The sequence below is a fragment of the Pseudomonas sp. AMR01 genome, from assembly GCF_041946035.1.
GTDB lineage: Bacteria > Pseudomonadota > Gammaproteobacteria > Pseudomonadales > Pseudomonadaceae > Aquipseudomonas > Aquipseudomonas antarctica_B.
This window is the reverse complement of sequence record NZ_JAUTYR010000016.1, coordinates 52,547-66,130: the sequence shown is the minus strand read 5'-3', so window position 1 is coordinate 66,130 and position 13,584 is coordinate 52,547. Positions and strand designations below refer to the sequence as shown.

Here is a 13,584-nt window from a genome sequence, read left to right as displayed (position 1 = left end):
ACCGTGGAGGCTGGTTTTGGGGCTGCTTCGCAGCCCAACGCGGGACAAGCCCGCTCGCCACAGGGAGTTTCGACAGCCTCTAAAGATTGTGTAGATACTTGCGCTGCGCCCGCATCGCAGCTTAGGTATCCACACAACATGGTTTACCCCATTTAGACAGGGCCGTTGTGGCGAGCGGGCTTGCCCCGCGTTGGGCTGCGCAGCAGCACCAGTAAAGAAGCATGCGATGTATCTGACATACCGTGGAGGCTGGTATTGGGGCTGCTGCGCAGCCCAACGCGGGACAAGCCCGCTCGCCACGGGGAGTTTCTACAGCCTTTAAAGTTTGCGTAGATGCCCAAAGCCATCGCAGGCAAGCCAGCTCCCACATTCCGTCGGCTCTGCGTGGTATTGCGAGAAATGGGATCCAACTCACAAAACGCTCGAGAACTTTTCTGCATTCCTCGGCACTAACCTATCTCGACGCGTACTTGATGGCTAAATAATGGCTCTCAATAGGCAGTTCGTCGAATCGCCATCAAAACAGTTGCCGCCTGTCGGAATAAATCTTCCTGTAACAGCTTGTAACTCTTTTTTGATAATTAGTTTTATTTATTTATCAACGGCTTGCGCAATTTCTCAGCGCGAATGACCGCTTGGTCCAGCGTCTTGGACCCGCAGAAATTCGATGTTAGTTTGCCGCCCCTTGATTATCGATGGATCGAACATGTCTTCGTTATTACCACGGACTCGGTACCTGCTGTGTACTTTCCTGCTCACTTACCTGAGCCTGAACAGCGCCATGGCCGCCCCCACGCCAGGGGATCAAGACTTGATCCGCGACCGGCAAAACCGCCTGCTCGAAGAGCAGCAGCGCCGTCTTGAAGAACTCAAGGACCTGCCCGGCAAAGAGGCCAAGCCTCAAGCCCCGGCTGCGCCCGTGGACGCTCGTTGCTTCCCCATCAAAGACATCGAACTCAAGGGCGCCGACAGCCTGCCGGCGTCCGACCGCGAGCGCCTGCTCAAGCCTTACGTCGGCCAGTGCCTGGGCGTGACGCAGCTCAATGAACTGCTCAAGCAGATCACCGATTACTACATCGCCAAAGGCCGCGTTACCAGCCGCGCCTACCTGCCGCAGCAAGACCTCTCCAGCGGCCACCTGCAGGTGCTGGTGGTCGAGGGCAAACTCGAAGCCTTGAAAGGTGCCGAAGGCAGCAGCGTGACCGACCGCGAACTGGCCATGGCCTTTCCCGGCAAGGTAGGCGAAGCGCTCAACCTGCGTGAAGTCGAGCAACTGGTGGACCAGTTGAACCGCCTGCCATCAAAACAGGCACAAATGGAACTCACCCCCGGCAGCCAGATTGGCGGCAGCGACGTGGTGGTCAAGAACACCCCGCAAAAGCCGTGGCGCGCCAGCCTCTCGCGCAATAACGACGGCCAGAAAAGCACCGGCGAACAGCAATGGGGCGCTGGCCTTGAGTGGGACAGCCCGCTCGGCCTGGCCGACCAACTGGTGCTGCGCGGCGGCCACGACGGTGTCAGCGACCATCAGAAAACCTCGAAAAACAGCATGCTCTACTACAACCTGCCGTGGGGCTGGTGGAACTTCAGTTACACCTACAGCGAGAGTGATTACCGCGCCGTGGGCGAAACGGACACCTTCAAGTTCAAGCAGACGGGCGACAACGAAAACCATCAGTTTCGCGCCGAGCGGGTGATCCACCGCGACGACGTCAGCAAAACCTCGCTCAACGCCGGGGTCGCGCATTTGCGCACCAACAACTACATCAACGATGAGCGCCTCGGTACCAGCAGCAACCGCCTGAGCGAACTGCAACTGGGCATCAACCACGGCCGCCGCATCGGCACGGCCTTCGTCAACGTCGACCTCGGCATGCAAAACGGTATCGGTGCCTTCGATGCGCAGAACAGCCATCAAGGCCGTAACCAGTTTGGCGATCTGAACCCCAACCCGCGCTACCGCAAATACACCGCGACCGTCAGCTACCTGCAGCCTTTTTCGTTGTGGGGCGAGTCGTTCAGCTTTTCCAGCCTGGCCACCGGCCAACGCAGCGAAGACGTGCTGTTCAGCCCGCAGCGCATGAGCCTCGGCGGCTCATCCTCGGTACGCGGTTTCAAAGACCAGCAACTCACTGGCGACAGCGGCGGCTACTGGCGCAACGACGTGCGCTGGGCCCGCCCAGTGACCTGGGACTGGATGCGCCCAGCCTTTGCCGAATACGGCGCCAGCGTCGGCTATGACCAGGGCGTGATCAGCAACGGCCGCTACAACGGCGAAGTGCACGGCCGGGTCTCGAGCAACTCATTGGAGCTGTTCGCCCGTGGCAAATACGTCAGCACCAGCGTGACCTTTGCGCATTCTTTGGAACGCCCGGCAGTGATGAGCGAGCGCGAAGCGCCGATCTACTTCCGCATGGATTTCTTCCTGTAATTCAACGCCTAGTTGCATCGAGAATTTGAAATGGATGTTCGCCACTTTGCCTTCCTGGCCCGCCAACCTTCTGCAGCGCTGAAGCCGCGAGATTCGTTCTTTGGCCTGCCCAAGCGCGGCCTGGTGCTGATTCTCGCCAACGCGCTGTTCTGGCAGCCGCTGCTGGCGCAAGCCGAAGGCATCGTGGTGAGTGCGCCGGGTACCACCGTCGGCCAGGCAGGCAATGGCGTGCCGGTGGTGAACATCGCCACGCCCAATGGCAGTGGCTTGTCCCACAACCAGTTCAAGGACTACAACGTCGGCCCCAACGGCGTGATCCTCAACAACGCCACCGGCGCGGTGCAGAACACTCAGCTGGGCGGCTACATCGTCGGCAACCCCAACCTCAAGGGCGGCGCGGCCAGCGTCATCCTCAACGAAGTCAACGGCGGCAGCCCCAGCCAGTTGCGCGGCTACACCGAAGTGGCCGGCCAGTCGGCCAAGGTCATCGTCGCCAACCCTTACGGCGTCACGTGCAGCGGTTGCGGGTTTATCAACACGCCCAACGTGACCCTGACCACCGGCAAGCCGGTGCTCGACGCCAGCGGCCAGTTGCAGCGCTACCAGGTTGACGGCGGCGCGGTGACCATCGACGGCGAAGGCTTGAACGCGAGCAACGTCGACCGTTTCGAAATCATCACCCGCTCGGCCAAGATCAACGCACAGATCAATGCCCGCGAACTGGCGGTGATCGCCGGTCGCAACGACGTCGATGCCAAAACCCTGACCGCCACCCCGCGTGCCGACGACGGCAGCGCCAAACCGGAGCTGGCGATTGATTCGTCGGCCCTGGGCGGGATGTATGCAGGCGCGATCAAACTGGTGGGCACCGAAGCCGGTGTGGGCGTGAAGCTCGACGGCACGCTGGCGGCCAGTGGTGGGGATATTCAGCTGGATGCCAATGGCCACTTGAGCATGGCGCAGGCGGCGGCCACCGGTAACGTCAAGGTCACGGCGCAGAGCGTCGACCTCACCGACAAGGTGTATGCCGGTACAACGCTGGACGTGCAAACCCAAGGTGACCTGACCAACCGCAAGAGCCTCGCCGCACGTGACCGCATTGCACTGTCCAGCGGCGGCACGCTGACCAACAGCGACATCATCGAAGCCGGCGTTAACCCCGATAACACCCGCAACGCAGCCGGTGATGTGAGCCTGCGCGCCAAGACCCTCAACAACTCCGGCACCAGCGTCACCGCCAGCCGTGCATTGACCGTTGATGCCCAAACGCTCAACAACCAGGGCGGCACCCTGAGTGCCAGGCAGCACGCACAGGTTACCGCCACCACGCTCAACAACCAGAACAACGGCCGCGTTCTCAGCAACGACAGCCTGAACATCACGGCTGGCAGCCTGCAGAACACGCAAGGCGGGTTGGTTACCAGCAATGGCGCGCTGACCGCGTCCTTAGGTGATGTGCAAAACCACGGCGGTGAAGTCTCCAGCCTGGACACGGCAACACTGACCGTCGCGACCCTTGATAACGTCGCCGGCCTGATCACAGCCGGTAAGGCGCTGAGCGTGAATACAGGCGCGCTGAACAATCAGAACGGGCTGATTACCAGCCAGGGCACCGTCGCCCTTGCCGGGAACAGCCTGGATAACCGCCAGAAAGGTCTGGTTGCTGGTACCGGTGGTGTGCAGCTGAATGTGGCCAACATCGACAACCGCAACGGCGAGCTGTCGAGCCGGGCGGGCGTGCTGGTCACCGGCACGCAACTGGATAACAGCGACGGCGGGCTGGTGATTGCCGGCAGCGGCTTGAACCTCACGGTTGACCAATTGCTCAACCGCAATCAGGGCCTGATCAGCAGCGAAGGGCTGTTGACTGTCACGACGGGTACTCTGGTCAATAGCGCCGGTACGCTGTCGAGCGCCGGACCGCTGACCATCACCAACACGGGGGCCCTGGACAACAAAGGCGGGCGCCTGGTGACTGACGGCACCTTGAACGTTTACAGCGCAAACCTGGACAACAGCCAGAACGGCACCCTGAGCGCGCGCCAAGCCGCCAACATCAGCACGTCAAACCTGAACAACACGCAAGGTGGCCAGATCACAGGCGCCAGCAGTCTGACCCTGGACCTCAACCGTGGCGAGTTCAACAACGGCGGCGGCCTGATCAACGGCCCGCTGCTGATGCTCAATAACCTCAAGGACGTGCACAACCAGGGCGGCGAAATTTCAAGTGCCCAGGCGTTCACGCTCACTGCCGACAACCTCGACAACAGCGACGGCAAATTGCTGAGCAATACCGCGCTGACCCTGCGCATCGGCCAGGCTTTGGCCAACGTCAAAGGCATGATTGCCGCCGCCTCGGTGGATGCCCAGGCTGCCAGTCTGGACAACAGCGGCGGTACCGTCACCAGCCGTGGCGATACCCTGCTCAACGTCGCTGGCCAACTGGTCAATCGCGATAAAGGCCTGATTAACGCCGCTGGCACCTTGACGCTCAACAGCGCGGCTCTGGACAACAGTGGCGGCTCGCTGCTGGGCAGTGCGATTGCGTTGGACTTCGGCGCGGCAACCGGCGACCTGAACAACACCGGTGGCCTGATCACCACCGCAGGCAACCTGAGCATCAATCACCTGCGCGACCTGACCAACAGCGGCGGTGAACTTTCCAGTGCGCAAACCCTGAACCTCAGTGGTCGCACCCTGAACAACAGCAACGGCCAATTGATCAGCAATAACCTGCTGGTGCTCAAGGCCGACACGCTGATCAACCAGAACGGCTTGATGTCCGGCTGGCAAGGCTTGACCGTCAGCGGCGCGAACCTGGACAACCGCAACAACGGCACACTGTCGAGCCGTTACGGCGACCTCAATGCCACGCTGACCGGCAGCCTGCTCAATAGCGGCGCGGGCGCGCTGGTCAGCCAGAAAGCGCTCACTGTTAACGCTGGCGAGCTGGATAACAGCGCCAACGGCGTGCTGTCCAGCGCCGCCGGCCAGACGCTCACCGTGGGCGGTTTGCTCAACAACGCCCAAGGCGGCGTGATCGACAGCGCTGCGGCGCTCAGCCTGAACGCACAGAACCTGGATAACACCGCCGGCAGCATCAGCGGCGGCACCGCCACCACCCTCGACCTGCTCGCCACGCTGACCAACACCAACGGCAAATTGGCCAGCGGTGGCCCGCTGCTGATCAGTCGCGCGGCGCAGATCAACAACCAGGGCGGTCAACTCGCCAGCCAGGGGTTGCTGACCCTGTTGACCGGTGGCCTGGACAACCGCAACCGTGGCACGTTGGCCGCCAACGACCGCCTGAGCATCACTGCCAGCGGCCTGGTACAGAACGGCAGCGATGGTTTGATCTACAGCCAGAACGCCGACCTCACGCTCGCCGCCAACCGACTGGACAATGGCAAAGGCGCCGTGCAAAGCCAGAACGGCTTGACCCTCGACGTGGCTGACGCCATCGACAACCAGAGCGGCAAACTGATCGCCCAGGCCGGCGACCTGAATGTCAAAGCCGCCAGCCTCGACAACCGGGGCGGCACCCTCGCCAGCCTCAAGGCCCTGCTCCAGACCCGTGTCGTCGGCGTGCTGCGCAACGGCTATGACCTCAACAACAATCGCCAGGGCGGCGTGATGCAGGGGCAAACCCTCGACCTGCAAGCCGGCAACGTAGATAACTATGGCGGGCGCATTTCTGCGCAAGGCGGCAACGGCCTGGTCACCACCGGCAATTTCGACAACCGCAACGGCGGGCTGTACGCCAAAGGCCTGATGCGCGTGGTCGGGCACGACTTCGATAACAGCGGCGACAACGATGGCCAAATCGCCGCCCGGCAGATCGACCTCGACCTGAGCGGCGCACTGAACAACCGCCTGGGCATCATCGAAAGCGAATCCACGCTCAAGGTGAGCGCGGCCAGCCTCGACAATCAGACCGGACGCCTGCGTGCCCTGGGCGCCGATGGCACCACGGAATTCGCCATCGGTGGCGTGTTCGACAACCGCAACGGCGTGCTGGAAACCGCCAACACCAACCTGACGCTGAACGCCGGCAGCCTGCAAAACCTCGGCGGTAATGTACTGCACGTGGGCACCGGCACCTTTGGCATTGCGCCCGCCAACCTCAACGACGTCGGCGGCAGCCTGGTGACGCGCGGTGACCTGACCATCACCCTGGGCAACTGGACCAACAGCAGCGTGATCCAGGCCGGGCAACTGACGGTCAACGTCAACACGCTCGACCAGACCAGCACCGGCCAATTGCTCGGTGCCCAGCGCTTTATCGGCAGCGGCGGCAACTGGTCCACCAACGGCCTTATCGCCAGCGACGGCGACCTTGACCTGACGTTGAGCGGCGCTTTGAACAGCAGCGGGCGCATCAGCAGCCTGGGCAAATTGAACCTCACGGCGGCTCAGGCGAACTTGACTGACACCGCCAGCATCGCCGGCGGTGGCGTGACCCGCGCGACCATCAGCGGCATTCTGAACAACCATGGTCGCCTGACCTCCGCCACCGACCTGGTGGTTAACGCGGGCACGCTCAACAACTACGCCACCTTGGGCAGCGGGCAAACACTCACCGCTACCACCGGCGCGCTGCTCAACGACCACGGCCTGATCTTCAGCGGCGCCGACATGAGCCTGCGCGTTGCGTCGTTGAACAACAGCTACGGCGATATTTACAGCATGGGCAACCTGAGCGTCGATCGCGACGGCCAGGGCGGCTGGGCCGACAGCATCATCAATAGCTCGTCGAGTATGCAAAGCGACGGCAACCTGAGCCTAAGCGCAGGCACGATCAAAAATGAGCGTGCGGTGCTGACCGTCAATGACGCAGGCGTCTACACCGCTTCCGCCACTGAAGGCGCGTGCATCAAGCACGTCAACGCCGGTGACTGCCATGCCGGCGGTACGGGCCGTAACTATGTGTGGGAAGTGGTGACCCGCGACAAGCTGGAAGTGACTGCCGCCAGTGCCGGCTCGAGCATTACCTCGGGCGGCAACATGACCCTGGCCGGCGGCGACCTGCTCAACAGCAGCAGTTCAATTGCAACTGGCGGCAACTTCACCGCGCGCCTGAACAACCTGGTGAACACCGGGATCGAAACCGGCGAGACCGAAACCTACCGCAACTTTACCTCAGAGCGTACCGAGCATCCGCGCGGCTGGTTCAATGCCGCCAGCGCGCTGACCAATAAGTATTGGTATCTAAGCCCTGGCTACAACCCCAATGACCTCGGCGGCCTGGAAGCGAGCGTCGCCAACTTCATCGGCATGATGGAGAGCGAGAACACCCAGTTCGGCAAAGTCACCAAAATCGCCAGCGATGATCAACGCTACGCCGCCGTGATTCAGGCTGCTGGCGCGGTGGACGTCAAGGCGCAAGCCGGTATCGATAACAGCGTGGTGCGCCTGGGTTACAACTACATTGGCGCAGGTGCCAAAACCACCACTGGCGCCACCGGTGCCAGTGGCGCCGCCGGGTACTCCACCCGCGTCACCCTCAACCAGCAACTGCCGCCTGACTTGGCACAGCAGCAGATCAACCCGCTGAGCCTGCCCGGCTTTACCCTGCCAACCGGGCAGGGCGGTCTGTTCCGCCTCAGTGGCCAAAGCGCCAGCGCGCCCGGCAGCACCGCGCCTCAAGGCTGGACCCTGAGTGGCGGCACCGTTGACCGTGCGCCAGCCAGTGGCCCGAGCGTACCCGTTAGCAGCACCTCGGCCGATGGCGTCGTGGTCAACCGTGTGCAAGGCCTGCCCGACAGCCAGTTTGTCTCCAACCCGCAGAAATACCTGATCGAAACCAACCCGCTGCTGACCAACCTCAGCCAGTTCCTGAGTTCCGATTACCTGCTGGCAAAACTGGGCTTTAACCCGGACCAGGCACAAAAACGCTTGGGTGACGGCCTCTACGAACAACGCCTGATTCAGCAAGCCGTGATCGCTCGCACTGGCCAGCGCTTCATCGATGGCCAGACCAGCGATATGGCGATGTTCAAGTACCTGATGGACAACGCCTACGGCAGCCAGCAGGCGCTTAACCTGTCGGTGGGCGTAAGCCTCACCGCCGAACAAGTCGCGGCCCTGACCCACGACATCGTGTGGATGGAAAACGCCACCGTCGCCGGCCAACAAGTGCTGGTGCCCGTGCTCTACCTGGCCCAGGCCAACAACCGCCTGGCGCCCAATGGTGCATTGATCACCGGCAGCGACTTGAGCCTGGTGTCGGGCACCGACCTCAACAACGTCGGCACCCTGCGCGCCACCAACAACCTCGCCGCCAGCGCCGGGCGCAACATGGTCAACAGCGGCCTCACCGAAGCCGGCAACCGCCTCGACCTGCTCGCTGGCAACAGCCTCACCAACCGCGCCGGCGGCATCATCGCTGGGCGCGACGTCAGCGTAGGCGCCATAAACGGCGATGTGCTCAACGAACGCACCGTCACCAGCCACCAGAGCAGCAGCGGCTACCGCACCGAGCGCACCGACTTCGTCGACAACGCCGCGCGCATCGAAGCCGCCAACAGCCTCACCCTGCAAGCCGGGCGTGACGTCAACAGCACCGGCGGCGTGCTGAAAAGCGGCGCCGATACGCGGATACAAGCCGGGCGCGACGTAAACCTGGCCACCGCCGAACAGCGCAACGCCAATATCGTCAGCACCTACTCACGCAGAAGCAGCGTGGCCCAGTACGGCAGCGTTGTAGAGGCGGGGCGTGACTTCCAGGTTGTGGCTGCGCGGGATATCAGTGCGATTGGCAGTCAGGTTAATGCCACGCGGGATTTGGCGCTGGTGGCGAAGGGGAATTTGAACCTGGCGTCGGCGGCGAATGAACAGCATTCGGCGTTTAATTCCAAGAAGGTCACCAGCCAGGAAGACCACGTTCAGCAAGTGGGTACATCGCTTGTGGCCGGTGAGAACCTTTCCCTGAGTGCCGGCAACGATATCGTGGTCAGCGCCAGTCGTGCGAGTGCCGGCAAGGAAGCCTACTTGTACGCAGGCAATGACCTGGCGCTGAACGCCGCGCAAGACACCGACTACAGCTATTACCGCAAAACCAAAACCAGCAAAGGGTTGCTGTCGAGCAGCCAGAAAACGCGCATCGACAGCAGTAACCAGATCAGCCAGCAGGGCTCTTCCGTCAGCGCTGACACCGTGGTCGTGCGTGCCGGTCGGGACATCGGCACTACCGCCAGCGACGTGGTTTCCACCAATGCCACCAGCCTGATTGCCGGGCGCAATGTGGTGATTGATGGGGCGACGGAAACCTTTGAACAAAGCCATTCGTCCTCGACCAAAAAATCGGGCTTGATGAGCAGCGGCGGCATCGGCGTTACGTTGGGCTCAAGCAGCAACAAGACCACCTCCACCAGCAGCACTGAAACTACCCGGGCCAGCAATATCGGCAGTGTGCTGGGCAGTGTGGACGTCCAGGCCGGTAAAGACCTGACCATCAGAGGTTCTGACGTAGTTGCCGGTAAGGACATCAGCCTGATCGGGCAAAATGTCAGCATTCTGGCTTCCGAGAACAACAACCGCAGCGAGCAGACCTCCAAGAGCAAGACCAGTGGGTTGACTCTGGCGTTGTCTGGCACCGTGGGTAGCGCGGTGGACTCCGCTTACCGAACTGCCAAGCAAGCCAAAAGCGAGGACGACGGCCGTCTCTCGGCTTTGCAAGGTGTGAAGGCGGGGTTGACCGGCGTGCAAGCGTGGCAAGCGGCTCAGCAGAATGGCGGCATGAACAGCGCAAATGCTTCGCAATTTGTGGGGATCAGCCTCTCCCTGGGTTCTCAAAAATCCGATTCCAAACAGACCCAGGAGCAGACCCTTAGCCAGGGCAGCAGCCTGACGGCCGGCAACGACCTCACCATCGTGGCGGACGGTAACGGTACGCCTGGAGCAGCAGGCGATATCCATGTTCAAGGCAGCAAGTTGCAAGCCGGTAACGAAATGCGGCTGGCGGCGGAGCGCGATATTCTCCTGGACGCTGCGGCGAATAATCAAAAACTCGATGGCAAAAACAACAGCAGCGGCGGTGCGATTGGCATCAGCCTGGGCGTGGGTTCCGAAGAAAGTGGCCTGAGTATCTTCGCCAATGCAAACAAGAGTACTGGTAAAGAAAAGGGCACCGGCACCACTTGGACGGAAACGACCCTCGACGCGGGCAAACAGGTCAGCCTGATCAGCGGGCGAGACACCGCCCTGAAGGGCGCGCAGGTCAGCGCAGATAAAATTACCGCCGATGTGGGTCGTGACCTTACGCTGCAAAGTCTGCAAGACACGGATGACTACAAGTCCAAGCAGACGGATGTCAGCGGGGGCGTCAGCTTTGCCATCATTGGCAGCGGTGGCAGTGCAAACCTGAGCATCAGCAAAAGCAAGATCGACTCCAACTATACAAGTGTGCAGGAGCAAACCGGCCTGTTCGGCGGTAAGGGCGGCTACCAGATTGATGTAGGCAACCACACCCAACTCGATGGCAGCGTGATCGCCAGCACTGCCACGCCGGACAAAAACCGCCTGAGCACCGGCACCCTCGGCTGGAGCGTTTTAAAGAACAAGGCTGAGTACTCAAGTCAGTTGCAGAGTGCCAGCGTCAGCAGTGGCAGCGATGGCACCAACGGGTTCATCAGCAACATGCCCACCGGCACCTTGATCGCGTTCAATCATGGCGACAGTGACAGCGGCACCACCTCATCGGCGATTTCCAACGGCACTCTCGACATCCGCGACCCTGCCAAACAGCAGCAGGACGTGGCAACGCTGAGCCACGATGTTGAACACGCCAACGGCAGTATCAGCCCCATCTTCGATAAGGAGAAAGAGCAGAAGCGCCTGCGGCAGGTGCAGTTGATTGCGGATATTGGTGCTCAAACCGTCGACATTGTGCACACACAAGGCGAGCTCAACGCCAAAGAGGCGGGTCGCAAAGAACTGGAGAGGAAAGGCAATGATCAGCCGACGGACAAACAAATCGCTGCCAGCGATGCGTACAAAAAAGTCATGGCTGACTACGGTGTGGGCGGTGACTACCCGCGTGTAGCCCAGGCCGTAACGGCGGCATTGCAAGGGCTGGTTGGGGGCGATATCGGTTCAGCCATTGCGGGCGCATCAGCGCCGTATCTGGCGCAAGTCATCAAGAAAACGACTGGGGATAACACTGCGCTCAATATCATGGCCCATGCCGTGTTGGGAGCGGTAGTGGCTCAGGCGCAAGGCAACTCTGCGCTGGCAGGCGGTGCTGGGGCTGCGACGGGCGAATTCATTGCTCACCAGCTTTATCCAGGGACGGCCACGGATGATCTGACGCAGAAGCAAAAAGAGACGGTTTCAGCGTTGTCGGGCTTGGCGGCGGGGCTGGCCGGGGGCATTGCTGGCGGTGATCTGAGCGGTGCAGTGACGGGGGCGCAGGCGGGGACTAATGCTGTTCAGAACAACTGGTTGAGTCCTGAGCAATCTTTGACCTTTGATAAGGAGCTGTCTGACTGCCACAAATCAGGTGTCGGGAATTGCCAAACGGTTATAGATAAGTGGAAGCAGGTCAGTGATAAGCAGAGTGCAGAAACAGACCGGAGATTAGAGGAGCATCCGCTTAGAGCTGTGGGTGAGGATAAAGAGCTTGCACGAGGTGGGATCGAAACCACCCAACGTCCGGACTGGTTGAGCTACGTCGGCGTGGATGTGATGAGCAGCGAGGAAGCGAAAGCTTTTGTTCAGGAGTGGAATGGTCAAGATCTGAATAAGATTGATGTGAACAGTCCAAGATGGGCGAGCTTTGCATTGTTTATATCTGATCCTGAAAACCAGGCTGCCCTTGTTTCCTTGGGTATGCTTGGTAAAAGCGTAGTTGATTTTACTGTAGCCAAAGTATCTAATCTTGCCAGAGCGGGTGAGTCAGCTGGGGCAAAAGCGACAGGAGAATTAGCTAGTTCTGGTGGGAAACCCACCGTTGAATTATTTGGTGGGAAGAATTCTCAAACTCCTGGTGCTATAAACGTGGATATCCGAGCAGATATTCAGTCTGGTATTCGAGCGGACGCAACGAAACTTCCTTTCAAGGACAGTTCGGTGGGAGAGATTGTTGCTAGTAACCCATTCATTCCCAAGAGTGCAGGCGGTACTAACTCAATGATGGATTTTCTTCCGGAAGCTACGCGCGTGGTTGAGCCTGGCGGAAAGATATTTGTCAACGCAAATGCTGCGAACCCTTACGGAAAAATACCAAGTACATCTGAATTAGAGTCTCTAGGGTTGCGAGTTATACAAAATGGCTCTCTTGACTCTCGATTCGCAGGGCAAACATTCCTTCGTACAGATGGAAGTATAATTACGAATCTAGATAGCATGAAAACTATTGTTCTGGAGAAGCTCAAGTGATAGTTTTTATTGGCTTTGATGACCTTGATACATTTAATTGCACATATGGGTTTTCAGAAGAAAAGCTTGGAGTGCTTAGGGTTTTTGTTGAGGGAGGGCTAGCACTTCCATATGGCTTTCTTTTAAAAGAAGCAAGTGGGGCTCATTTTGTTAAGTGTGATAAAGACAAAGGCAGTGGTATAGAAGATATATTTCCGAGGCACTATATTTACGATCCGTCAAGGCAGACTGAATATGTTGAATGGGGGTTAAGTGATGGGCTTTTGAGAGCCCGCACTGACTCTGGTGAGTGGGTTCAATATGGAAGCAAGGCTGATAGCCAATATGCCATGCATGAATTTGTAGGTGGCTGCTGGTTTGTTTTTGAAGGTGTTTCTTTTTCAAAAAGGATAACTGCTGAATACGCAGCGGATCGTAAAAGATCAACTGGCAATGAAACAGTGGAAGAGTTTGGCTCTCGTGCTTATATTAAGCAATCTTCTAAAGAGTATTTATTAGAGGGAGTTCTAAATGTTTCGCCAGGACCGGGCTGGATGTCTTGGGAAATTCATTCAGAGTTATTTTATATTGAGGTCCCGGAAAAATCGGGGGTAGGCCACGATTAACTAGCTTTTCTGCTTTTGCCGTTGTGATATTTATCCTGTTGTGATTGCTTGGTGCAAAAGATACAACGAAGTTTTTTGAACTTGCTGCTGCAGATGACTTGGCTTTAACTAGAGCAAAATATAATTTGCCAGATGGGAACACAATAGGTTTCGCTAAAACAGACATTCCTG

3 protein-coding genes are annotated in these 13,584 nt (G+C 59.3%); all 3 read left to right on the top strand.

All coding sequences use genetic code 11. The features are described 5' to 3' along the window. Positions 1 to 706 precede the first annotated feature (706 nt). Genes Q7C20_RS16090 through Q7C20_RS16080 form a run of 3 tightly spaced genes read left to right on the top strand, consistent with a single transcriptional unit; the run spans position 707 to position 13,413 of the window. Positions 707 to 2,431: a ShlB/FhaC/HecB family hemolysin secretion/activation protein gene (locus Q7C20_RS16090; protein WP_375068654.1), complete on the top strand. Its 1,725-nt coding sequence runs from the start codon at positions 707 to 709 to the stop codon at positions 2,429 to 2,431. A gap of 30 nt (positions 2,432 to 2,461) precedes the next feature. Continuing rightward, positions 2,462 to 12,808, top strand: coding sequence for a hemagglutinin repeat-containing protein (locus Q7C20_RS16085; protein ID WP_375068653.1), 10,347 nt, complete (start codon positions 2,462 to 2,464; stop codon positions 12,806 to 12,808). Further along, positions 12,805 to 13,413 (top strand): hypothetical protein, encoded by a 609-nt coding sequence (locus Q7C20_RS16080; protein WP_375068651.1) that lies wholly within the window; start codon positions 12,805 to 12,807, stop codon positions 13,411 to 13,413. The genes Q7C20_RS16085 and Q7C20_RS16080 overlap by 4 nt, the downstream gene beginning before the upstream one ends. Positions 13,414 to 13,584 lie beyond the last annotated feature (171 nt).